The 23602-nt window shown below is 67.2% G+C and carries 24 protein-coding genes; 14 read left to right on the plus strand and 10 right to left on the minus strand.

Translation table 11 applies throughout. The annotated features are described in order from the left end of the window. Positions 1–11 precede the first annotated feature (11 nt). Complete coding sequence (locus WD430_RS08135) at positions 12–317, plus strand: hypothetical protein (protein WP_339105522.1); 306 nt, start codon at positions 12–14, stop codon at positions 315–317. Positions 318–380: 63 nt separating this feature from the next. Here WD430_RS08135 and WD430_RS08140 read toward each other — a convergent pair whose 3' ends face one another. Further along, the gene (locus WD430_RS08140) at positions 381–938 is read right to left on the minus strand and encodes a pre-rRNA-processing protein PNO1 (protein ID WP_008893413.1); all 558 of its coding nucleotides are present in this window, start codon (positions 936–938) and stop codon (positions 381–383) included. Positions 939–1169: 231 nt separating this feature from the next. On the opposite strand from WD430_RS08140, the gene WD430_RS08145 reads away from it, so the two are divergent. Continuing rightward, positions 1170–1928 (plus strand): PAC2 family protein, encoded by a 759-nt coding sequence (locus WD430_RS08145; protein ID WP_339105523.1) that lies wholly within the window; start codon positions 1170–1172, stop codon positions 1926–1928. 77 nt (positions 1929–2005) lie between these two features. Here the strand turns inward: WD430_RS08145 and WD430_RS08150 are convergent, their stop codons facing one another. Together WD430_RS08150 and WD430_RS08155 are read right to left on the minus strand one after the other, a co-directional pair. Beyond that, positions 2006–2371, minus strand: coding sequence for an ArsR family transcriptional regulator (locus WD430_RS08150; RefSeq protein ID WP_339105524.1), 366 nt, complete (start codon positions 2369–2371; stop codon positions 2006–2008). Positions 2372–2704: 333 nt separating this feature from the next. Further along, entirely contained in the window at positions 2705–3202 is a 498-nt protein-coding gene (locus WD430_RS08155; protein WP_339105525.1) for a metallophosphoesterase, read from the minus strand. 455 nt (positions 3203–3657) lie between these two features. On the opposite strand from WD430_RS08155, the gene WD430_RS08160 reads away from it, so the two are divergent. Further along, complete coding sequence (locus tag WD430_RS08160) at positions 3658–5094, plus strand: hypothetical protein (protein ID WP_339105526.1); 1437 nt, start codon at positions 3658–3660, stop codon at positions 5092–5094. A 22-nt stretch (positions 5095–5116) separates the two neighbouring features. On the opposite strand, the gene WD430_RS08165 is transcribed toward WD430_RS08160, so the two are convergent. Next, positions 5117–6346, minus strand: a complete 1230-nt coding sequence (locus WD430_RS08165) for a tryptophan--tRNA ligase (RefSeq protein ID WP_339105527.1) — start codon at positions 6344–6346, stop codon at positions 5117–5119. A 395-nt stretch (positions 6347–6741) separates the two neighbouring features. Between WD430_RS08165 and WD430_RS08170 the strand changes: the two genes are divergently transcribed. Beyond that, positions 6742–8397, plus strand: a complete 1656-nt coding sequence (locus WD430_RS08170; protein ID WP_339105528.1) for a bifunctional UDP-sugar hydrolase/5'-nucleotidase — start codon at positions 6742–6744, stop codon at positions 8395–8397. A 39-nt stretch (positions 8398–8436) separates the two neighbouring features. Here the strand turns inward: WD430_RS08170 and rio1 are convergent, their stop codons facing one another. Then, positions 8437–9312, minus strand: coding sequence for a serine/threonine-protein kinase Rio1 (rio1, locus tag WD430_RS08175; RefSeq protein ID WP_339105529.1), 876 nt, complete (start codon positions 9310–9312; stop codon positions 8437–8439). Positions 9313–9456: 144 nt separating this feature from the next. Here rio1 and nhaC point away from each other — a divergent pair, with 144 nt between their 5' ends. From nhaC to ligA, 5 genes are all read left to right on the plus strand, one after another. After that, on the plus strand, positions 9457–10923 hold the full coding sequence (gene nhaC, locus WD430_RS08180; RefSeq protein ID WP_339105530.1) for a Na+/H+ antiporter NhaC: 1467 nt from the start codon (positions 9457–9459) through the stop codon (positions 10921–10923). Positions 10924–11035: 112 nt separating this feature from the next. After that, a complete protein-coding gene (locus WD430_RS08185; protein ID WP_339105531.1) occupies positions 11036–11416 on the plus strand; it encodes a 2Fe-2S iron-sulfur cluster-binding protein in 381 nt (126 codons plus the stop codon). Between the two features lie 68 nt (positions 11417–11484). Further along, positions 11485–12909: a selenium-binding protein SBP56-related protein gene (locus WD430_RS08190; protein WP_339105532.1), complete on the plus strand. Its 1425-nt coding sequence runs from the start codon at positions 11485–11487 to the stop codon at positions 12907–12909. A 31-nt stretch (positions 12910–12940) separates the two neighbouring features. Then, positions 12941–13330, plus strand: coding sequence for a 2Fe-2S iron-sulfur cluster-binding protein (locus tag WD430_RS08195; protein WP_339105533.1), 390 nt, complete (start codon positions 12941–12943; stop codon positions 13328–13330). A 96-nt stretch (positions 13331–13426) separates the two neighbouring features. Beyond that, a complete protein-coding gene (ligA, locus tag WD430_RS08200) occupies positions 13427–15505 on the plus strand; it encodes an NAD-dependent DNA ligase LigA (protein ID WP_339105534.1) in 2079 nt (692 codons plus the stop codon). 35 nt (positions 15506–15540) lie between these two features. Here the strand turns inward: ligA and WD430_RS08205 are convergent, their stop codons facing one another. The 5 genes from WD430_RS08205 to WD430_RS08225 all read right to left on the minus strand — a co-directional run bounded on the left by WD430_RS08205 (position 15541) and on the right by WD430_RS08225 (position 19220). After that, positions 15541–15729 (minus strand): multidrug transporter, encoded by a 189-nt coding sequence (locus tag WD430_RS08205; protein WP_339105535.1) that lies wholly within the window; start codon positions 15727–15729, stop codon positions 15541–15543. Between the two features lie 122 nt (positions 15730–15851). Next, positions 15852–16844, minus strand: a complete 993-nt coding sequence (locus WD430_RS08210; RefSeq protein ID WP_339105536.1) for a TRC40/GET3/ArsA family transport-energizing ATPase — start codon at positions 16842–16844, stop codon at positions 15852–15854. A gap of 129 nt (positions 16845–16973) precedes the next feature. Next, positions 16974–17945, minus strand: coding sequence for an ABC transporter permease (locus WD430_RS08215; protein ID WP_339105537.1), 972 nt, complete (start codon positions 17943–17945; stop codon positions 16974–16976). Then, positions 17942–18868: an ABC transporter ATP-binding protein gene (locus tag WD430_RS08220; RefSeq protein ID WP_339105538.1), complete on the minus strand. Its 927-nt coding sequence runs from the start codon at positions 18866–18868 to the stop codon at positions 17942–17944. Before WD430_RS08220 ends, WD430_RS08215 begins: the two co-directional genes overlap by 4 nt. 82 nt (positions 18869–18950) lie before the next feature. Beyond that, positions 18951–19220 (minus strand): hypothetical protein, encoded by a 270-nt coding sequence (locus WD430_RS08225; RefSeq protein ID WP_339105539.1) that lies wholly within the window; start codon positions 19218–19220, stop codon positions 18951–18953. A 135-nt stretch (positions 19221–19355) separates the two neighbouring features. On the opposite strand from WD430_RS08225, the gene WD430_RS08230 reads away from it, so the two are divergent. The 5 genes from WD430_RS08230 (at position 19356) to WD430_RS08250 (ending at position 23578) form a co-directional block, all read left to right on the plus strand. Next, entirely contained in the window at positions 19356–20036 is a 681-nt protein-coding gene (locus tag WD430_RS08230) for a hypothetical protein (protein WP_339105540.1), read from the plus strand. Between the two features lie 26 nt (positions 20037–20062). Continuing rightward, positions 20063–21841: an excinuclease ABC subunit C gene (locus WD430_RS08235; protein WP_339105541.1), complete on the plus strand. Its 1779-nt coding sequence runs from the start codon at positions 20063–20065 to the stop codon at positions 21839–21841. Positions 21842–21950: 109 nt separating this feature from the next. Then, entirely contained in the window at positions 21951–22580 is a 630-nt protein-coding gene (locus WD430_RS08240) for a DUF192 domain-containing protein (RefSeq protein ID WP_339105542.1), read from the plus strand. A gap of 99 nt (positions 22581–22679) precedes the next feature. Then, positions 22680–22976 (plus strand): translation initiation factor, encoded by a 297-nt coding sequence (locus WD430_RS08245; protein ID WP_012944746.1) that lies wholly within the window; start codon positions 22680–22682, stop codon positions 22974–22976. A 101-nt stretch (positions 22977–23077) separates the two neighbouring features. Then, complete coding sequence (locus tag WD430_RS08250) at positions 23078–23578, plus strand: GNAT family N-acetyltransferase (protein WP_339105543.1); 501 nt, start codon at positions 23078–23080, stop codon at positions 23576–23578. The last annotated feature ends 24 nt before the right edge of the window (positions 23579–23602 follow it).

Genomic DNA, 23602 nt, shown 5'->3' on the forward strand with positions numbered 1-23602 from the left:
GCGCCTCACCCATGTCCATGACGAGCGAAACCCCCGGTTACACCGCACTGATCCAGGCCGCGATCGACCGGGAGAAGGACATTCTGGGTCCGGAGGACGCGATCGAGTGTGCCGACACGGTCGACGGACTCGTCGTCGACGGTGACGGGACCGTCGTCACCGTCGAGCGCGACGGACGGGCCGTCCTCGACGACCTCGTCGGTGCGTACGTGGCGACGGCGGGCGACGTGGCCGCGTTCCTCATCGCCCGTCGCCTCGAGAACATGTGCAACCGGGAGGACATCGATTTGCCGGACAACCTCGCGAAACACATGTGATCCGACGGACCGCGTAGCGGAGACTGTCGGTCCGAAGCGGACGAAGAAATCGAGAACTCGAAATCAGGACTGTCCGCCCGGGAACCGGTGGTACTCCATTCCCTGGTGTTTCATCTCGTTGTGTTTCTCCTCGAGGAAGGAGTACACCGCCCCGTGCGGAGCGCCGTCGAGGAGCATCTCGGCGGCGCTCCGGACGGCGTCGACCTGTTCCGGCGTGCCGATGATACCCAGCGTCGAACCGTAGATGACGACGTCGGCGCCGGTGAGCTCCTCCATGAGTTCGCGGGTCCGACCGCCTTCGCCGATGAGTCGGCCCTTCTTGCGCTTCATGTCGTTTTTGTTGCGGGCGGCGGCGTCGATATCGACGACGTCGAACAGCATCATGTCGTCCTCGAGCAGGCGCAGCGCCGCGTCGGGGGCGAAGCCGCGACCGACGGCGCGGACGATCTCGGGGCCCTTGAGCCCGCGGACGGGGTCGCCGACGGTCTCGACGGCGACGGAGCCGTTCTCCGAATCGATGTCGAGTCGCACCTCCGCTTCCGCTTCGATCTCGCGCATCGTCTCGCCGCCCTCGCCGATGAGGACGCCGATGCGGTCCTGCGGAATCTTCACGTGTTGCATACTGTCCGATACTGGCTGGGTGAGGTTAAGACCTTGGTCCGAGCGTTCAGGGTCGATGTGGAGCGGTCCCGGACCGACCCGGTTCGTCGATCGCGGCGGCCGCGATCCGACGGTGACCGCCCTCGAGCGTCGCGGTCGAGTCTCGTCGTCGGCGCGTCGGTTCGGTCGCGGTCCGCGACAGCCGGAAGATGGAGGTACGACGTTGAAGGTTCGCTCTCGCGTAGGGCTCTCATGGCTTCCGATCCAGCGTACGACGTCATCGCCGAGAGCGACGAGCCGCTCGAGGGACCCTTGCTCGTCGGACTCTCGAACGTGGGACTGGCGGGGCTCACGGCCATCGATTACCTCGTCACCCACCTCGAGTTCGAGCAGGTCGGTCACGTTCGGGCCCGCGGGCTGCCGGATATCACGCCGGTCGAAGACGGCGTCCCGCGACACCCGATGCGCGTGTACGCCGCCCCGAACGCTGACTACTGCGCGTTGCTCAGCGAACTGTTCGTTCCGGTGTGGGCGGCCGACGCGTTCGCCGACGGGATAGCGGAGTGGCTCGATTCGACGGAAATCGACGAACTGGCCGTCTTTCACGGGATTCCGTACCCGCACGGTCCGGACGAGCACGACGTCTTCTCCGTCGCTACCCCGGCGTACAGGGACCGACGACTCGACGGAACGAACGTGTCGCCGGCCAGCGGCGGCGTCCTCGACGGCGTCGCCGGTGAACTGACGGCCCGCAGCCTCGACGGGGAGGCCCCACCGCTCGGTGCGTACGTCACTCCGTCGCATCCGCCCGGGCCGGACCTCGAGGCGTCGCTGCGGTATCTGGACCTCCTGCGAACCGTCTACGGCCTCGAAATCGACGACGATCAGCTCCGCGAGCGCGCCGCGGAGCTACAGCGGTACTACGCCGAACTCGCGGATCGCATGGCGACGCTGGAGGCTCGAGAGGGTCCCGGGAGCCAGAACTTCCCGGAGGATCGGATGTTCATGTGACGGCTCGGCTCGGGCGATCCCGGAGGGAATCGCCGCCCGCGACGAGCGCCGCGTCCCGACCGCCTCCGGCGGGATCGTCAGTTCGGAAGGTCTCGATCGGTACAGAGATCGAGGAGCGCTCTGACGATCTCGGGGGGATCGCGATAGACGACTACCGACGTCCGCTGATCGTACTCGACGAGGTTCACTTCACGTAATCGCGGCAGATGCGTGTGGAACAGCTCGAGCTCGATTCGGTCGATCAGTTCCCCGGAAACCATTTCGGACCGGGACGCGCGCTCCCACGCTGCGAGCTGCCGCGCGATGCCGCCGATCGATGCGCGCCCCTCCTCTCGCAGATAGTGGAGCACGTATCGTCGCCGGTAGTTCGCGAAGACGGCGAAGAGATCGTCGAGTCGCGACCCGCTCTCTGATCCGTCGTCGGGTGATCGATCGTCTACCATGGGTAGTAATTTCCGCCCACCATGATTCGGGGAAAGTTATAGATGCCTAATAAGTTTGTGGTTATTTCCAGCCCTCGAGCGGATCGAGTGTTAATTCATAAATTCTGATGGCGGTATTATGAATGCTGTGGGAGAATACAAGCTATTTTTATTCAATTTGGGGTGGTATTCGAGCGAAGCCGAACCGAAACTCGGCGAACCGACGAGTCGACGGCGGCTGCGTTCCGATCGGCGGTTACGACGATCGAACCGAGACGCGCCGTCCGGTACTGACGACCGGAACCGTCGACCACCTGCTCCCGTGGCCCGGTACGGACCGAACGGGACTGGGACTCACTCGAGGGCTCGAAACCGAACCGACTCCGAGCGCGTGTCGACGACCGCGACCGTGCGGTCATCGTCGCTCGCCAGCACGTGTGCGCCGGGGTTCAGTACCGTCGTTCGACCCTCCTCCGACAGCTCGCGCTCGTGGTGGTGGCCGTAACAGACGAAATCGAACGTCTCGCCGGCGGCGATCGCCTCGACCTCCTCGAGACTCTCGCCGTGGAGGACGGCGAAGGAGAGGCCGTCGAACTCGAGGCTCGCGAACCGACCGTGGAGTTCGCTCTCGCCGCCCAGCGCGTCGAACGCCGCCTGCAGGTTGGCGACGTCGCCGTCGTTGTTCCCGAGGACGCCGTGGAGTTCGAACTCGTCGAAGTAGTCGATCATCAGCGGCGCGACGAAGTCGCCGCAATGAATTACGATCTCGACGCCCTCCTCGGCGAAGATCTCGGTCGCCCGTTCGATCGCGTCGACGTTGTCGTGCGTGTCGGCGACGATTCCGATGTTCATACGGGAGTAGGCGCGGGCGAGCCACTAATGTGTTCGGAGCGGCTCCCCCGCGGCGGATCTGTAGCGGTCCTCCCGTGACATGTCTCACGATATCGCGAACGTGACATCGGTCTCACGACGATATGGGAGTCACTGAACCGAATCACACACTGATCGCTATGCTATCGTGCGAGCAGATGTGTATTGACTTTCAGTAGCCACTATGATCAGTATTAATACATTATATATTGGCACTATCGCGTATGATGACGGTCCCTCGCTGGGTGCGCCGCAGCGTCCGAATCGCCCGTATCGAAGTGACCCGTGTGCGACGGAAACGCGGCCGCTCGCGAGGTCTGCGTCTCGTTCTCGGTACCGCACTGATCGCGCTCTCGATCGGCTGTGGCGTCGGCGCGTACGGTCTCGGGATGGCGGTTTCCCGGGACCAGTTCGTGTTCCCAGTCGAGACCGTACGAATGGGAGCAACCGTGGGATTACCCACCGCGATCGTCATTTTCGCACAGGCGACGTCGCGGCGGCTCGAGCGCGCCGAAACAGATCTGTTGCTGACGACGGTCACCACCCGCGAGTTCGTCGTTGGGATCGGCCTCGCCGTCTATAGCCGAGTTGCGCTGCCGTGGCTGGCCCCCGTCTGTAGCGGGGCCGTCGGGTTCGCCGTCGGCGTCCGATCACCGGTGACTGCCGCGGCTATCGTCGTCGCGGTCAGTGGTTTCCTCGCACTCGCGGCGGTGGTCAGTGCGGTGGGCGTGTTCGCTTGGGGCCTCGTTCCCGCTCGTGTCACGGTCCTCGTTCGGCAACGATCCGTCCTGCGGTACGTGCTGATCGGCGTCGGGGGGCTCATCGCGAGCGTCGTCGCCGGCGGTGGACTGCCCCCGTTCGATCGAGTGACGGAGATCGCTCGCCGAGCGCCGATTGCGTGGCTCGTCGATCTGGGGCTGATCGCCGTCCCGGAGATCGACACCGTCTCACGTCGCGGCCTCGGTGCGCTGGTGGTACTCGCCGTCGGCATTCCGGGCGGTGTAATCGCCGCAGTCGCGATCGCCGACCGAGTCCTCGGCGAGGAACCGGGCCAGATCGAATCGACCGCCGTATCGCGATCGCTCGTCGGCGCCGGGCTCTCGAGTCGACTGTTCGGACGCTACGTCTCGCGCCCTACCCTGACCGTCGCCCGGAAGCGGTGGGTCCAAGAGCGGCGGATATCGCTGGCGTTCTTCATGGCTATCTGCTTCCCGATGTTCGGTCTGAGCGGAATCGTTCTCTACGCGCTCTCGGTGAGAGACGTCCCTCCGATCGCGCTGGTATCTATCGCGTTCGTCTGTGCGACCGGCGTCGGACAGGGGTTCGGAAGCGAGGTGCTCGGCGCCGAGTACCCCGTCTTACCGATGACGCTCACGTCGGCTTCCGGCCGGGAGTTCGTCCGCGGGACCGTCCTCGCCGCCGTCGCCGTCGGTGCTCCGCCGACCGCGCTACTCACGCTGGGCGCCGGACTGGTCGGTTCGGTCGGCGTCCTCGAGGCCGTGCTGGTCTCCGTCGCGAGCGTCGCGTGGTGTTGCTGTAGCGCCGCCGTCGCGACGGCGCTCGGGATGGACGTCCGGTATCGGGACATCTATCCGATGCCGTATCCGTTCACCAGCGCGATGATCTACGGGGAGATCGGGCGCGCGTCGTTCATCCGACTTGGACTGGTCGGGGTCGCGCTCAGCGTCGTCTGCTTGCCGGCGGCTATCGCGGCCGTCCCGGCCGTCACCGACGCGATGACGGCGGTACTCGGCGTTCCGGCGCCGGTCGTTCGAAGCGCTGCCGTCCTCCTGACGATCGGTATCGCGCTGGCCGTCTCGAGGGCGGCCGTCGACCGCGCCGCCGAGTCGTACGCGGCGTACACGCTCAGATGATCACGAGGGCTGGAGAGCGGGCTTACCCCTCGAGCCCCGTCGGCACACCGGCCCGCTCGAGCGCTCGCCGTCGCTCCCGATCTGTCAGCCGGTAGGGCTCGAGTTCGGTCTCGAGCGATCCCAGTTCCGCCCGTCGACGCTGGTGGTCGGCGAGGAAGTCGCTGATCCGCTCGATCGCGAGTTCCTTCAACTCGCCGCTGAGCAGGTCCCCGGCGCGGTAGTCGGCGGCGATGCGCTCGAGTTCCTCGTCGTCCGGCTCGAAGAAGAATCGCAGGTACTGGAAGGGGACGTCGACGGTCGGATCGCCGCCCTTCTCGCGGTGTTCCGCGAGCGTCGCTCGGCTGCCGGTGTAGGCGTGCGTTCGGATCGTCTCGGCGACGCTCTCGGGATCGTCGGTGAGCTCGATCGACGGCGCGCCGCCGGAGGAACTCATCTTGCCCGGCCCCTCGAGGCCCGGGAGGAAGCGCCCGAGCAGCGCGCCCGGCTTGTCCACCGGGAGCGCCTCCTTCGCGGCGACGTCGCGACAGACGCGGACGTGGGGGTCCTGATCGACCGCGATGGGGACCAGCGTCGGCTGCCGGCCCGCGACGAGTTGCGGGAGCAGGAGGTGGGTGGCCTGCACGGCGGGATAGAACTGCAGGCCGACGGTGTCCTGGTCGCCGTAGACCGCCTCGACCGTGGCCGGCGTGAGGTGCTTCGCGAGGCGAACCGCGATCGGGTAGACCACGTCCGCGTCGGCCGTGTCGACGACGATCCGGGTCCGTTCGGGGTCGAAGCCGACCGCGAGGACGTCCCGCAGGTTCTCGCGGGTGTGCTCGCCGATGGAGTCGAACGACTGGTCCTTCGCGAGGAACTTCTCGTCGTCCGAGAGCGGGACGTACACCGTCGCGCCGGTCGCGCGCTGAAACCGCTTCGCGAGGTACAGCGGGAGGACGTGGCCCAGATGCATCGCTCCAGAGGGGCCGCGACCGGTAACGATCGCGTGCGGATCGCCGACCGCGGCGGCCTCGAGGTAGTCGTCGACGTCCCGACCGGCGTAGAAGGTCCGCCGTCTCAGTAGCGGGTGGTCGGGGAACCGATTGATCTGTTCGTCCGTTAGGGGATCGGCGCCGAAGCGCTCGAGCAGTTTCTCGTAGTCGATCTCGCCGTCGACGGCGTAGGGCGTGACGGTGAACGCATCGGAGTCGGGGCGATTCGGTTCGGTACTCGGCTCACTGGCGGTGCTGTCCGGTGTCTCGGATGGTTCTGGCATTGCTCTCTGCTGGTGGATCGGATGATTGGAACGCGATTCGCGCGAAAACGAGCGGAGGGAGCGTCCGTCGCCGCGGCCGCCGGGTTAGGCCGCGTCGCCCGCCGCGACGGGACTGTCCGCTCTCGAGGGGGTCTGCCAGTGCCACTGCCACTCGAGGGCGGACCGCATTATCGATGCCTAGTCTATCATCCGATCTAAACGTTTCGGTGCCGGCTACCTGATCCACGCCGAGCGACGGATCGTCGCTCGGTCGCGCCCGGGCTAAGCGCGGATATCGATAGCGGAGACTACCCCCTCGCCGTCTCCGTCCGTCTCAGTCGCGCTACGTTCGAGTATTGTTGTTTTAGTATAAAAAATACAACAGGAATATCAGGGCTCGGTCGGAGACATCGCGTATGCCATCCGAACCGACAGACGGGATCGAGCGACGGCGACTGCTGGGATACGCCGGATCCGCGGGCGTCGTCGCGCTGGCCGGGTGTGCGTCCGGCGGAGAAACCGCGGACGACGAGGACGAGAACGGTGAGTCGGAACCCGACGACCCGGACGAGTCCAACCCCGATGAGACGGAGCAAGAGAACTCGAGCGACGGGGAATCGACGACCGTCCGGTTGCTCCACGACACGCACTTTCACGGGTCGATGGGGGCTCCCGACGAGGCGCTCAACGTCGCGAACTACTTCGGGCTGATGGACGACCTCGCCGCGGACCCGCCCGACGGGAACGCGCTCGTCGTCGGCAACGGCGACGATCTGCACACGTCCGTCGAGTCCTCGGTCTTCGACGGCGGCCACATGGTCTCGCTGTTCAACGCGGCCCCGCTCGAGTACGACACGTACGGCAACCACGAGTTCGACAACGGCCCGGAGAGCCTCCGGGAGAACGTCGCCGACAGCGAGTTCACGTGGGTGAGCGCGAACGTTCGCGACGAGCGGACCGACGACGTCTTCGCCGCCGGGGAGGGCGCCCGGCGGTACGCCCTCGAGGAGATCGACGGGGTGCGGTTCGGGATCACCGGGCTCGCGCCGGCGGACACCCCCGACGTCGCCTCCGTCGGCGATCACGTCGACGTTCTCGACCCGGAGACCGCGATCGAGGGGGTCGTCGGGGAACTCTGCGACGAGGGCGCGGACGTGATCGTGCTGCTGTCGCACCTCGCCAGCCCCGTCGCTCGGGAACTGGTCGCGGCCGTCGACGGGATCGACGTCGCCGTCGGCGACCACGCCGCGATGGTCTACGACGAACCCGAGACGGTCGACGGGACCGTCGTCTCGGTCGTCGGCGACGAGTTCGACTACGTCGGTCGACTCGACCTCGAGATCGGACCCGAGGGGCTCGTCGACCACTCGTTCGAGCGATTCGACCTCGCCGCGGAGGTCGAGAGCGGGAACGTCGAACCGCACGAGGCGGTCCAGTCGCTGCTCGAGGAGTACGAGAGCGACCTCGAGGCGGAACTCGACGTGGTCATCGGCGAGACCGCGGTGCCCCTGGACGTGCGGACCGAGACGGTCCGCAGCGAGGAGTCGAATTTCGGGAACTGGCTGACCGATATCATGCGCGCGGATCTCGGGGCAGACGTCGCGCTCCAGAACGGCGGCGGCATCCGCAGCGATCGGTTGTACGAGGCCGGCGACCTCACTCGACGAACGATCGTCGACATCCTTCCGTTCCCGAACCGGACCGTGAAACTCGAGGTCACGGGCGCGACGCTTCGCGAGGCGATCGAACTCGGCGTCAGTACGGTCGCCGACGGACACGGTCGGTTCCCGCAGGTCAGCGGGATGGCATATGCCTACGATCCGGACGCCCCCGCGGGCGAGCGCGTCGAAGAGATCACGGTCGGCGACGAACCCCTCGAGGCCGACGCGACGTACGAACTCGCGACGAACGACTTCGTCGCGGGCGGCGGCGACGGCTACGAGATGTTCGCGGACGGCGACGTCCTCGTCCCCGCCGACGAGGGGACGCTGCTCTCGGCGCTCGCGATCGAGGCCATCCAGGAAGCCGAGGTCATCGGACCCGAAACGGAGGGACGGATCGAGGTCGTCTGAGACCGGGTTCGACTGCGTTCGGAGACGGTAGCTCGGCTCTCAGTCCCGCGACGGATCCGGCTCCGGACTCGTGACGAACTCGAGTAACTCGTCTTCGGTGACGTCCATCCCCTGCCGCGAGAAGAATCCGGCGACGTTCCGGCAGTCCCGCTCCAAGAACTCCCGGCTGTTGGGGTGGTGGACCGTGACGGCCTGGCCGAGGTCGATGAAGACGAGCTGTCCCTCGTCCTGGTCGAAGACGACGTTGTACTCGCTGAGATCGCCGTGGATCAATCCCGCCGAGTAGAGGCGACGCATGTACTCGCGCATGACCTCGTAGGCGGTTTGGGGATTCTCGATGTGGACCTCGCCGAGGCGTTTCGCGCGGCCGTCGTCGGTGCCGATGTACTCCATGACAAGCACGTTGCGCTCGGTCGCGAGCGGTTCGGGAACGCGGACGCCGGCCGCCTTCGCCCGCTCCAAGTTCGCGAGTTCCTTCTTCGTCCACGCGAGGACGACGTCCTTCTTCTTGCCGCCCAGCCCCTCGAAGCGCGGGTCGCCCTCGAGGTAGTCGCGCATCTGCCGGAAGTTCGAGGCGTTAATGCGGTAGATCTTGACCGCGACCTCGCGGTCGTCGCCCAGCGCGTGGTAGACGTTCGCCTCCTTGCCCGTCGAGAGCGGCCCGCCGAAGGCCTCGACGTAGCCGTCCTGGACGAGTTTGTACAGCGCAGCGAGGGTCGCGTCGTCGAACACCGACTGCTCGACCTTGAACTGGTCGGCGTCCTTGATGCGCTCCTCGAACTGCTCGAACTCCCGGTCGCGCTTGCGAGCGATCCGGTCGGCCTCGGTGTCCGAGACGTCGATCTCTTCCCACTCGTCGCCCGGCGTCTCGACCTCTTCGAGGTCGACCAGCCCGTATTCCGTTCCCTCTCCCATCTACTCGGTCGTAGGCGCCCCGACGGGTAAAGTACTGGGTCTGGGCGACGGCCCGTTCGCTCGCTGCCAAGACGGGGGTCGACGGCGAACGGGGAATGGCGAGCTATTTGTATTCGCTGTCGAAAAAACGCGTGCGACCTGCTCATGGCACTGGACTTCACACCGAAGACCTACGACGAAATCCCCGAAGACAAGCGGCCGTCGTTGGGGGAAGCGCTCGTTCCGATCGCGGGAATGCTCCTGTTCCTCTCGGTCGGGATGATCTGGCTCGAGATGGACCCGCAGATGCCGCTGCTGTGGGGGATCGCGTTCGCGGGACTGTTCGGACGGTACTACTTCGGCTACGCCTGGAGCGACCTCTACGACGGGATCGGTCGCAGTATTCTGACCGGCCTGCAGGCGATTCTCATCCTGTTCGTCATCTACATGCTCATCTCGGCGTGGATCGATTCCGGGACGATCCCCACGCTCATGTATTACGGGCTCGAGTTCCTCTCGCCGACGATCTTCCTCCCCTTTACCGTCGTCCTCTCGGCGGTCGTCGCCTTCGCGATCGGTTCGTCGTGGACGACGGCCGGGACGCTCGGCGTCGCGATGATCGGGATCGGCTCCGGGCTCGGGATTCCGGAGGCGATGACGGCCGGCGCCGTCCTGTCTGGGGCCTACACCGGCGACAAGAACTCGCCGCTTTCTGACACCACGAACCTCGCCGCCGCGGTGACGAACACGGACCTGATGGATCACATCCGGGCGATGCGTCCCGGAACCGCGATCTCGTTCGCGATCTCGCTGCTCCTGTTCGTCGTCCTGGGTCTGAACGCGAGCGGAACGATCCCCGTCGATCGGATCGCCGAGATCCAGGGCGGCCTCGAGAGCAGTTACGCGATCTCGCCGCTGACGTTTATCCCGTTGGTCATCACGTTCGCGCTCGCGTTTTACGGCTTCCCCGCGCTGCCGTCGCTCGGGGCCGGCATCTTCGCCGGCGTCGGGATCACTACCGCGGTTCAGGGCGGGAGCTTCGCCGCCGCCTGGGACGCCGTCCACAACGGGACGAGCCCCGAGACGGGCGTCGAACTCACGAACGAACTGCTCGCGAGCGGCGGACTCTCGGGATCCGTGTGGGTCGTTACGATCGTCATCGCCGCGCTGTCGCTGGGCGGCATTCTCCAGGAGACCGGCGTGCTGGCGGCGATCGCGTACCACATCGCACGAGCCGTCAGTAGCGTCGCCGGTCTCACGGCCGGGACGGCCGCGGGAACCATCGCGATGAACTTCCTCGCCGCGGAACAGTACATGGCGATCGTCGTCCCCGGGATGACCCTGCAGAACGTGTACGACGAGTACGACCTCGAGAGTCGGAACCTCTCGCGGGCGGTCGAGGCGTCCGGGACGACGACGTCGGCGTTCGTGCCCTGGGGCTCGGGCGGCGTCTTCATGGCCTCGGCGCTCGGCGTACCGGTGATCGAGTACGCCCCGTACTACTTCTTCGGGATCCTCTCGCCGCTGGTACTGATCGCGATGGGGCTGACCGGCTGGCGGATCTTCTACGAGGACGACCCCGAGCGGGAATCGTCGGTGGAAACCGCCACGTCGACGTCCTCCGTCGACTAGCATCGCAGCGCGAGCAGACTTCACGCGCGGACTTTTTCCCGTCGCCCGCCGTACCGTCGGCCATGGTTCCGGACGAACTGCACGCACAGCGAGCACCGACGACACGGGAACGATGACGAGCCACGACGTGACCCTCGAGTGGGCCGACGGCTCGACGCAGACGGTCGACGTCGACGAGAACGAATCGGTCCTCGAGGCGGCCCAGCGGGCCGGCGCCCGGCTCCCCTACGACTGCCGCGAGGGGACCTGTATCACCTGCGTCGGTCGGCTGATCGGACTCGAGGGCGAGGATTTCGACGCCGACGAGGGCGGGACGGACCGGCCGCTCGACGCCGCTGACGCGTTCACCTATCGGCGGCCGCCGCAGGCGTTGACCGATGGGGAACGATCGGACGGCTACGTCCTGCTGTGTATCGCTTCGCCGCAAACCGACTGTCGCGTCGAGGTCGGCCCGATGGTCCGCGCCGAAGTCGGCGACAGTCCCTGGGCGTAGCACCTGCGCTGTCCGTTCCGGCGCGGTACCCGAACAGACTTATCTATCCGTTCGTGGTCGGAATTCCTATGAGTGACGTTAGCACACCAGACGACGTCGAACCCGAATCGGACCACGAGCACGAACACCACCACGACCACGAGGGCCCCGGCTACGCGACGCCGCAGGCCGCCATCGAGGAGGGCGAGCGAGAGGAACTGGCCTACGTGATGAGCCTCTACGTCGGCACGGACGTCGACGCGCCGGACTTCGTCTCGGTCGTCGACCTCGATCCCGACTCCGACACCTACTGCGAGATCGTCGACCGCATCGAACTGCCCAACCGCGGCGACGAACTCCACCACTTCGGGTGGAACGCCTGCTCGTCGTCGTGTCACATGGAGGGCCTCGAGCGCCGACACCTGATCGTCCCCGGCCAGCGCTCCTCGCGGATCCACGTGATCGACGCGAAGGATCGGCGCAACCCCGAACTCGAGACGGTGATCGAACCCGAGGAGGTCTTCGAATACGACCTCTCGGCACCGCACACCGTCCACTGCATCCCGGACGGCGAGATCCTGATCAGCATGCTCGGCGACGCCGACGGCGACCTGCCGGGCGGCTTCCTCGAGCTGAACGACGACTTCGAGATCGAGGGCCGATGGGAGCCGCCGGGCGAGATCGAGATGAACTACGACTACTGGTACCAGCCCCGCCAGAACGTGATGGTCTCGAGCGAGTGGGCCGCACCGAAGACGTACTACCCGGGCTTCGACCTCGAGGACGTCGAGGCGGGCAACTACGGCCAGCGGCTCCACTTCTGGGACTGGGAGGCCGGCACCGTCGAGCAGACGATCGACCTCGGCGAGGAAGGGCTGATCCCGCTCGAGGTGCGGTTCCTTCACACGCCCGAATCGACTCACGGGTTCGTGGGGGCCGCGCTCTCGTCGAACGTCTTCCACTTCTGGCGCGACGACGATGCGGACGGCGGCGACGGCGCATACCGCGCCGAGAAGGTCATCGACTTCGAGAGCCGGGAGCACGACGACTGGGACATGCCCGTCCCCGCGCTCCCGACGGACATCCTGATCTCGATGGACGACCGCTACCTGTTCGGCTCGAACTGGCTCCACGGCGACGTCTGGATGTACGATATCTCGGATCCGTCGAACCCGCGACGGGCCGACTCGCTGTCCGTCGGCGGCACCTTCGGCGAGATTCAGGAAGTGCAAGGCCGCGAACTGGCCGCCGGACCGCAGATGATCCAGCTCTCGCTGGACGGCGAACGGCTCTACTGGACCACCTCGCTGTTCTCCTCGTGGGACGAGCAGTTCTACCCCGAGGAGGGCGAGCGCGGCTCGGTGATGCTGAAGGCCGACGTCGATCCCCGAAAGGGGACGATGGAACTCGACGAGGACTTCCTCGTCGACTGGGGCGAGTGCCCCGAGGGGCCAGCCCGCGCCCACGAGATCCGGTGGCCCGACGGCGACTGCACGAGCGACGTCTGGCAGTGATCGACCGCGCAAGCGCCGATCGCCCGCTCCCATGACGACTCGCGAGACGCACGACGTGACGCTCGAGTGGCCCGACACCGACCGCGAGACGCGGACGATCGCGGTCAGCGAGGACGAGACGGTCCTCGAGGCGGCCGAACGCGCCGACATCGCCCTTCCCTTCGGCTGTCGCACCGGCGCCTGTGGAACCTGTACGGGCCGCCTGCTCGAGGTCGATGGAGCGGAGCCGGCGGCCGGCCACGACGAACGCGCCGTCGACGTCGACGGCGCGTTCTCGTATCGCCGTCCACCTCGAGCGCTGAAGGACCGACACTGTACCGCGGGCTACGTCCTGCTGTGCATCGCCTCGCCGCGAGCCGACTGTCGGCTCGCCGTCGGCGCGAGCGTCCACACCGAACTCGTAGAGAACCCGTGGAAGTGACGGACTCGCAGTCGGTCGGCGACGATGCCACCCGCACTGGCGACGCAGTCGATTCGGTCAGTAACGTTAACGGGTCCGAGCGGCAACCCTCGAGCAATGTCTGTCGCCGACGAGGACGAGAAGAACCCCTACCTTCGGGACCCGCCGACCGACTTCGCCCCGGTCGAGGAACTCTCGGAGGACGAGGCCCGCGAGCAGGTCGAACTGCTCCGGGACGCGATCCGCGAGCACGACCGCCGGTACTACGTCGAGAGCGAACCGCTCATCGCCGATCGAACGTACGACGCCCTGTTCGCCCGTCTCCGGGAACTCGAGGACGCCTTCGGCCTCGAGCACCCCGACAGCCCGACGCGCAGCGTCGGCGGCGAGCCCCTCGAGGAGTTCGAGACGGTCGAGCACGTCGCACCGATGCTCTCGATCGATCAGAGCGGAGAGGTGGAGGACGTCAGGGAGTTCGCCGACCGCGTGCGCAGGGAAGTCGGCGACGTCGACTACGTCTGCGAACCCAAGTTCGACGGCGTCTCGATGGAGTTCGTCTACGAGGACGGCCGCCTCGAGCGGGCGGCGACCCGCGGGGACGGCCGCGAGGGCGACGACGTGACGCGCAACGCGCGCACGATCGGTTCCGTCCCCCAGCGGCTCCACGGCGACTACCCCGACTTCCTCGCCGTCCGCGGCGAGGTCTACATGCCCAAGGACGCCTTTCAGGAACACAACCGCGAGCGCATCGAGCGCGGCGAGGAGCCGTTCGCCAACCCCCGGAACGCGACCGCCGGGACGATCCGGCAGCTCGACCCCTCGGTCGTCGCCGACCGCCCCCTCGAGGTCTTCTTCTTCGACGTGCTCGAGGCCAGCGACCTCGAGGACTCCCACGGCGCCGAACTCGAGCGTTTCCCGGAGTGGGGACTCCGGGTCACCGATCACATCGAGTTCGCGGCCGACATCGACGAGGCCATCGACTACCGCGACCGCATGCTCGAGGCCCGCGACGACCTGAACTACGAGATCGACGGCACCGTCATCAAGGTCGACGACCGCGAGGCCCGCGAGGAACTCGGCCGCACGGCCCGCCACGACCGCTACGCCTTCGCCTACAAGTTCCCGGCCCGCGCAGAGGTGACGCCGATCGTCGACGTGGCGGTCCAGGTCGGCCGCACGGGTCGGCTGACGCCGGTCGCCCTGCTCGAGCCGGTCGACGTCGGCGGCGTGACGGTCTCGCGTGCGAGCCTGCACAATCCCGACGAAATCGAAGAGAAGAACGTGAATATCGGGGACACCGTCCGCGTCCAGCGGGCCGGCGACGTCATCCCCTACGTCGAGGAAGTCGTCGAGAAGGGCAGCGAGGGCCACTACGAGCTGCCCGAGCACTGCCCCGTCTGCGACAGCGCCGTCGAGCGCGACGGCCCGATGGCCTTCTGTACCGGCGGCCTCGCCTGCGACGCGCAACTCCGGCGCTCGATCGAGTACTACGCCGGCGACGACGGCCTCGATCTGGAGGGACTCGGCGAGAAGAGCGTCCGCCAGCTGGTCGACGCCGGCCTCCTCGAGTCCGTCGCGGACCTCTACGAACTCGACCGCGAGGACCTCACGGCACTCGAGGGCTGGGGCGAGACCAGCGCCGAGAACGCCCTCGCCGAGATCGAGGCCAGCCGCGAGCCGCCGCTCGCCGACTTCCTCTCGGCGCTGGGTATCCCGCACGTCGGACCGACGACGGCTCGCGAACTCGCCCGCGAGTTCGGCACCTTCGAGGCGTTCCGCGAGGCCGCCGAGGACGAGCCCGAACGCCTCGAGGACGTCCCGGACGTCGGCCAGACCGTCGCCGAACAGCTCCACGAGTTCTTCACCAGCGAGGCCAACGCCGCGGCCGTCGATGACTTGCTCGAGCACGTCTCACCGCAGGAGTCCGATCTCGAGGCCGGCGGCGACGAACTCGAGGGACTCACGTTCGTCTTCACGGGCTCGCTCGAGGGGGTCACCCGCGGCGAGGCTCAGGAGACCGTCGAGGCCCACGGCGCCAACGCGACGGGCAGCGTCTCGGGGAACACGGACTACCTCGTGGTCGGCGAGAATCCAGGGCAGACGAAACGCGACGACGCAGCGGCCAACGACGTCCCAATCGTCGACGAGGACGAGTTTCGGGAGTTGCTCGCGGAGTACGGAATCGAACTCGAGTGATCGATCACTGACGCCGGCGGTGACGCGCAGTGAACTCAGTCACGCCGACTGATGACCGCGACGATGGCGATCGCGGCGGCGACGGCGCCGATGAGCGTGGGACCGAGTTGGCCACCGCCCCACTCCCAGCCGAGGAACTGGGTGCCGACGATCGCGACGATCGCGACGGCCAGTCCGATCGCAGTGCCGATCGAGGACGTGTTCCGGCCGATGGAAAGCGCCATACGCTACTATTGGGCGTCCAACAAGTAAAACAAACGGGGCCGCTCCGCCGTTTTTCGACACCCGTCTCTGGCATCCTTCGCACCGTTGCTGCCGAGCCGTCTCGAGCCGACGGCGGTCACGCTCACGCTTCGGCGGGCAACCGCGCCGCGATCTCCGCCACCGCCTCGAGGCCCTGCACCTCGCCCTCTCGTTCGGGCAGCGTCACGACCTCGAGGTCGGGAAACGTCTCCCGAACCTCGGCGACCCGCTCTCGGTGCCGCTCGTGGCGCGACTGACAGCGCGAGCAGTCGTCCTCCGGATCCTCGAAGACCCGATTCACGACGAGGCGGTCGACCCGCACGTGGGCCTCCCGCAGCGTCGCCACTAGCCGTTCGGACTCTGCGATGGCCATCCTCTCCGGAAGGAGAACGACGCGAAACTCCGTGCGCTCGGGATCGGTCAGCAGGTCGCGAGCGCGCTCGAGGCGAGTGCGAAAGGCCTCGAGGCTCTCTTCCTCGTCGTCGCTGCTCGAGCCCATCATCGACATCGGGCCGAGCACCGCCGTCCGCGCGGCGTTTCCGATCCGCTTGGCCTGGCCGCGCAGCGACTGGGCCGTTTCGAGGGCCAGCCCCATCACCTCGGGCATGTCGAACAGCCGGAGGGTGTGGCCCGTCGGCGCGGTGTCGAAGACGACGACGTCCCAGTCGCCCTCGTCGACGTACTCGACGAGCAGGTCCAGCGCCGCGATCTCGTCGCTGCCGGCCGGCGCGCCCGAGGCGAACAGCCGCCGGACCTCCTCGTCGTCCAGCCGAATGCCGGCGCTACGGAGGTCCGTCGCGAGCGCCCGCGCCAGTTTCTCGTAGCGCTCCTTCTGCGTGTCGGGGTCGATCTCGACGGCCCAGAGGCTGCCGCCGCTATCGCTGCCGGGCTCTCTACCACGCTCGTCGCCCACGCCCTCGAGTTCGCGGGGCTCGGCGCCGAGGTCGACCTCGAGCGAGTCCGATAGCGAGTGGGCCGGGTCGGTCGAGACGACCAGCGTCTCCCGGCCGGCGTCGGCCAGTCGGACGGCGGTCGCCGCCGCGCAGGTCGTCTTGCCGACGCCGCCCTTGCCGCCGTAGAAGATGCAGTCGGTCACGGGAGCACGTACGACCGCCCGAAACCTAAATCGATTGCCACGATGGGCGGAGTGTCATCGCTGGCGATCGGATTTCGGGGGAGCCTTTAGCGTGAACGGCAGGCAGGAGAGGATCGGCTGCGAGTCAGTTCAGAGGTCGACGCGGTCGAACCGCCAGAGCGCGATCGTGATCGGGACGACGATCCAGAGCAGGAGGATGATAAAGGAGAACCAGTCCTCGAGGTAGAACGGCACGTCGCTCGAGAAGTAGTAGTCCGGATACGTGGTTCCCTCGACGGTGGAGCTGATGATCGAGAGCGCGTTCCCGAAGGCGTTGCCCGGATCGAGCGAGTCGATGAACAGCGCCCAGTCGGGCACTCGTTGGGCCGTTATCTGTTCGGTCGTTCCGTCGGCCATCTCGAAGGTCCGCGTGTATTCGACGCCCTCGATCGTACCCCGGGACATCAGGATCTGAACCCCGGTGAGGATACCGTTCCAAACGCCGTAAAACAGAAGGAAGATGCCGAACATCGCGGCACCGGCGATCGTCGTCGACTTGGTCACTGAGGAGAGCGAGACGGCGATGCTGGTGTACGCGAGCCCGTAGAGGATCGCCATCCCGAGCAGTCCGGCGTACTCGACCACGTCGAAGCTCCCGAGTATCGCCGCAACGACGGCGGCCGCGAGGACGAACCCGATGACTAGCGACAGCGAGAGCACGGCCGCTCGGCCGAGTAGTTTGCCCAGCAGCACGTCCTTGCGCGAGTGAGGCAGCGAGAGCAACACCTTGATGCTCCCGGTCTCTCGCTCGCCGGCGATGGCCTTCCAGCCCAGCACCAGCGCGATCAGCGGAATGACGACCTTCGTCATCTGGCTGACCAGCGAGACGAGCGCCCCCGTCGTCTCCGCCTGCGTCGGCGAGACGTCGGCACCGAAGTACGAGAGCGCGCCGGTCACGCCGACCAGCAACAGGAAGAAGAAGGCGCTCAGTCCCCAGAACATCCACGAGCGAACGGCGTCCTGGAAGTCCTTCTTCGCGACGGCGCGGACGCTCTCTGCGTTGACCGAACTCGAGGCCGATCCCGACCCCGACTGCGATCCGGTCGCGGTGTCGGTGCTCATCGCGCGTGCACCTCCGAACCGGTCGTGTACGACTGGAAGACGTCCTCGAGCGAGGCCTCCCTGGTCGTGAAGTCTCTGACCTCGATGCCGCGGTCCTCGAGCTCGCCGAGGACGGCCGTCTTGGAGCCCTCGACCTGGGCGACGAGCACCGGCGGATTCCGGTCCTCGACCGTGGCGTCGGAGACGTCCGGCAGCGAGCGGACGACCTGCAGCGTCTCGTCGTCGAGGCGGTCGACGGTGACTCGCAGCGTCGTCGCGCCGCCGACGGAGTCGCGCAGCCCCTCGACGGTGTCGACGGCGACCATCTCGCCGTCGCGGAGGATGCCGACGCGGTCACAGACCGCTTCGACCTGCTCCATGATGTGACTCGAGAAGAAGACGGTCGCGCCGCGCTCGTTCTCCTCGCGGACGATCTGGCGCATCTCGCGGGCGCCGTTGGGGTCGAGCCCCGTCGAGGGCTCGTCCAGAATGAGGAGGTCCGGCTGGCCCACGAGGGCCATCGCCAGCATGAGCCGCTGGGACATCCCCTTCGAGAAGCCGCCGGCCTTCTTGTCGATAGCGTCGGCGAGGTCGACCCGCTCGAGCAGCTCGCGAGGATCGTCGTCGGACCCCTTCGAGTCGATGGCGAACTCGAGGTGCTGGCGGGCCGTCAGGCGGTCGTAGGTCTCGACGCCCTCCGGGAGAACGCCGGTCCGCGAGCGGATCTCGCGGCTGTTGGCCTGGGCGTCCATCCCGAGGACGGTCACCTGCCCGGCGGTCGGCCGGATGAAGTCGAGGATGACGTTGATCGTCGTCGACTTGCCGGCCCCGTTCGGACCGAGGAACCCGAATACCTCGCCCTTCTGGACCTGAAACGAGAGGTCCTCGAGCGCGAGGGTCTGACCGTAAGACTTGGTCAGGTCGTCGACCGTAATAGCTGGCATAGCTGTGTGGTCTCACCCGCGTCCGATAAGAGTTGTTACTCTCCCACGATAATATACCGCTTCAGCGAGAGGAAGAAACGGTCTATATCGGGTCCTCCGGCTCGTACTGCTCGGCGGTTCGTTCGGCCTCCGTGGCGTACCGCTCCCGGGTCTCCGCGTCGTCGACCGGCTCGAGTTCGTCCTCGGGGACGTCGACCGCTGCGGTGACCGTCCCGCCGGTTTGCAGCGACTGGCCCGACCGCTCTCGCTGCTGATACCGCGACCCGTCCGGCGTCGCATAGACGAGCGTCACGATGTTCCGGCTATCGAAGTCGCGCTCGACGAGCCAGCACCGCACTGTCGACTCACTCATGGGCGTCTCTTGCGCGTCGACGACCGAGAATGTACCGTGTCGCTCTCAGATCCGGGGCCGGTACGCGGGACGCGGTCTCACGCAGCGACAGATGTCGCGAGCTACTTGCCTCTCGAGGTCGGAGGGTCCGATTCGATGCAGGAAACCTGGAGCGAGCACGTCGACCAACTGCTGGACGAGGGCGAGCGCGAACGGCATCGCGTCGACCTCGAGAAAGCGACGGTCGTCGTCACGAACCGTCGCGTGCTGGCCTTCACGCCCGATGTGGACGGCCCGAACTACCGGTCCGTCGAGCGCCCGAACGTCACGCGAGTCTCCGTCGAGACCGACAGCGCGCCGGGCCGACTCGTCTGGGCGACTCTCTTCCTGTTCCTCGGCCTCGGCCTCCTTCTGGTCGGGACGATGTTCGATCTCGCCGCCCTCGCCGACGACTACGCCGGCAACACCGGCGATCCGACCGGTATCGCCGACGGCACCCTCGAGACCCTCTCGACGGTGCTGACGGTGTTCGACCTGTCCATCCTCGTGGGCGGCGGCGTCCTGCTCGCGCTCGCCGTCCTGTTCTTCGCCGCCTACGCCCGGTCGCGCGTACAGCGGCTCGCGCTCCGGGTCAGCGGCGGCGACGACGTCCTGTTCCCGGTCACCGACGCCGATCTCGAGGCCGAGCGGGCGGTCGCTCTGGAGGAGGCGATCCTCCCGAACCCGGCGCCCGCGGACGGCGGCGCCGCGACCGGCGAGTCGCCGACCGAGCGGTCGCCATCCACCGATCCGCAGCGCGATGACCCGTCGGCCGGCGGGGCCGATGAGTCAGGCTGAAAGCCACTGGCGCCCTAGGCCCGCCGATGAACGCCGACGGGGTTCGCGAACGAGCGAAGTCGCTGCCGCGTGAGCCCGGCGTCTACCAGTTCCGGGCCGAGGGAACCACCCTCTACGTCGGGAAGGCCGTCGACCTCCGGAGTCGGGTCCGCTCCTACGCCGATCCGCGGACGGCGCGGATCCGCCGGATGGTCGACCGCGCCGACGAGATCGAGATCGCCGTCACCGACACCGAGACGCAGGCCTTACTCCTCGAGGCGAACCTGATCAAGCGCCACCAGCCCCGCTACAACGTCCGACTCAAGGACGACAAGTCCTACCCGATGGTGCAGTTGACCGACCACGAGGCCCCACAGATCGAGATCACGCGCGACCCGAACGAGTCCGCGACGGTCTTCGGCCCCTATACGAACAAGGGACAGGTCGAGACCGTCGTGAAAGCCCTGCGCGAGACCTACGGCGTCCGCGGCTGTTCGGACCACAAGTACAGCGGTCGCGACCGCCCCTGCCTCGACTACGAGATGGGGCTGTGTACCGCGCCCTGCACCCGCGAGATCGACCTCGAGAGCTACGTCCAGGACGTGTCCGCGGTCGAGCGCTTCTTCGAGGGCGAGACGGGGATCCTCGCGGACCCGCTGCGCCGCGAGATGGAGGCCGCCGCGGAGGACCAGAACTTCGAGCGCGCCGCCAACCTCCGGGACCGCCTCGAGACGGTCGAGGCCTTTCACGGCGAGGGCGGCGAGGCCGTCCAGTCGGTCGGCGACGAGCGCGCCGTCGACGTGCTCGGCGTCGCCATCGAGGGCGAGGACGCCACCGTCGCCCGCCTGCGCGCCGAGCGCGGCAAACTGGTCGACCGGGACCGGCACACGCTCGAGGCGCCGGGCGCGGCGGACCCGACCGACGCGACTCGCGACGACGGCCACGGCGGCGACGAGGGCGGCGTCCCCGCAGTCCTCGCCGCCTTCATCGTCCAGTACTACGCCGAGCGCGACCTGCCCGACGCCCTGTTGCTTCCCGAACGCCACGGCGACGGCGAGGTCGCGGCGTGGCTCGAGGCCGAGGGCGTCTCGGTCCGCGTCCCCGGCGCCGGCCGGGAGGCCAAACTGGTCGACCTCGCGCTGAAGAACGCCCGCCGGAACGTCGGCGGCCGCGACGAGTGCGGGATGCTCGCCGACGCCCTCGAGATCGACGCGGCCCGGCGGATCGAGGGATTCGACGTGAGCCACGCGCAGGGGAAGTCGGCGGTCGGCAGCAACGTGACGTTCGTCGACGGCAGCGCTGAAAAGGCCGACTATCGCCGGAAGAAGCTCACCGACCAGAACGACGACTACGACAACATGCGGACCCTCCTCGAGTGGCGCGCCAGCCGCGCCGTCGAGGGGCGAGACGACCGCCCCGACCCCGACCTGTTGCTGATCGACGGCGGCGAGGGGCAACTCGAGGCGGCCCGCGACGCGCTCGCCGCCGTCGGCTGGGACGTGCCCGCGGTCGCGCTGGCGAAGGCCGAGGAGCGCGTCGTGACGCCCGATCGGACGTTTTCGTGGCCCAGCGACGCGCCGCACCTCCACCTGCTCCAGCGAGTCCGCGACGAGGCCCACCGCTTCGCCGTCCAGTACCACCAGACCGTCCGCGACGAGGTCAAGACCGTGCTGGACGACGTCCCCGGCGTCGGTCCCGAGACGCGAAAGCGGTTGCTCGGTCGGTTCGGCAGCGTCGAGAACGTCCGCGAGGCGACCGTGGACGACCTCGAGAGCGTCGAGGGGATCGGCGAGAAGACCGCGGAGACCCTCAAATCGCGGCTGTAACGGAAACGCGCTGACCGACATCGGTAGCGGTCGCCGTCACCCCTCTCAGAACGGTTAATTCGCTAGTCCTTTCACAAGTAACTTATCCCGCATCGTTGGAGCCACTGCTATGAAAAACGGGTTGAGCCGACGGCACGTTCTCGGCGTTTCCGGCGCGCTCGCGGTCGCTGGTTGTCTCGACGCGGGCGACTCGGGCGAGGCAAACGGTGAGGCGCAGGCCGAGCCGGCCGACGGAACGGAGGCGACGAGCGACGAGGTCGAGGAGGGGAACGAGACGGAGTCGGCGAGCGACGAAGGTGGGGACGGGAACGAGACCGACGCCGACGCGGAACCGGTTCACGAGGACTACGAGACGACCGAGGTCAGGGTCGTGACGGCGGACGGCGACGAACTCGGGTCGGTGACGGCGGCGATCGCCGACACGCGCGAGCTCAGGTACCTCGGGCTCAGCGACACCGAGGAACTCCCCGACGACCGCGGCATGCTGTTCGTCTACGAGTCGGTCGCGGAGCGCGCCTTCGTCATGCGCGAGATGGACTTCGGCATCGACATCGTCTACGCCGACGCGGACGGGACGATCACCGACATCCACCACGCCCCGGCACCGGGGCCGAACGAGGTCGGGGAGGATCAGCGCTACCCCGGCCGGGGTCAGTACGTGCTCGAGGTCACCTACGAGTGGACGACCGAACGCGGCGTCAGCGAGGGTGACGTCCTCGAGTTCGATCTCGAGGCGTAGTTCGAACCCGAGGTGGCCGATACCGCTACCGGGCGTCGTCTTCCGACCGTTGCGAAAGCAAGGACAGGGCTATCCCCCGTACCGGTCCTATGATACGGCATGTCAAACGACGACGAACTCGACGACCTGCTGGACGAACTCGACAGTCAGGGCGACCTCGAGACGTCACAGCAGATGTTATCGATCCGGACGGAAAGCCGTCGGTACGACAAGCCGGTGACGATCGTCGAGGGGTTCGACCTCGAGTCGGACGAGATCAAATCGATCGCGTCGGACCTCAAGAGTTCGATGGGGACGGGCGGAACCGTCGACGACGGCCGGATCGAACTACAGGGCGACCACCGGGATCGAGTGCCCGACCTCCTCCGCGAGCGGGGATTCGACGTTCGCGAGTGAGCCGTCCCGAACGGCCGAACTGACTCTTCTCGCGTCGAACCGACGTCGCGAGTCGGTCCCGCGGTCGAAGTCACTTTATGTCCGTCCTAGTAAGTACGAGTATGAGGATTCGTCCGGCAGCGGACGACGATTTTCCGGACATACGAGCGGTCGCGCGGAAGACCTGGCACGATACCTACGACGAACTCGACGAAGACCTGATCGACCGAACCGTCGAGAACTGGTACACCGACGACTCGATGCCGCTCGAGGCGCCGGGGACGGTCGTCCTCGTCGTGGAGGCGACCGACGAGAGCCGGACGGAGTCCGACGACGAAATCGTCGGCTTCACCCACGCGGTCGTCCAGGGCGACACGGCCGACATCCTCCGGATGTACGTCGATCCCGACCGTCAAGCGGCGGGCGTCGGCACCGACCTCCACGAGCGGCTGGTCGAGCAGCTCCGGGTCTACGACGTCGAACGGATCCGCGCCTTCGACTTCGCCTTCAACGACGCCAGTCGGCAGTTCTACGAGGGATTTGGCTTCGAGCGGACCGACGTCGGCGAGGTCGAGATCGACGGCGAGTTCTACGACGAGGCGGTCTACACGCTCGAGTTATAGCGCGATTCGCGGCGGAACGACGTT

It is taken from the genome of Haloterrigena sp. KLK7 (assembly GCF_037914945.1).
GTDB classification, from domain to species: Archaea; Halobacteriota; Halobacteria; order Halobacteriales; family Natrialbaceae; genus Haloterrigena; species Haloterrigena salinisoli.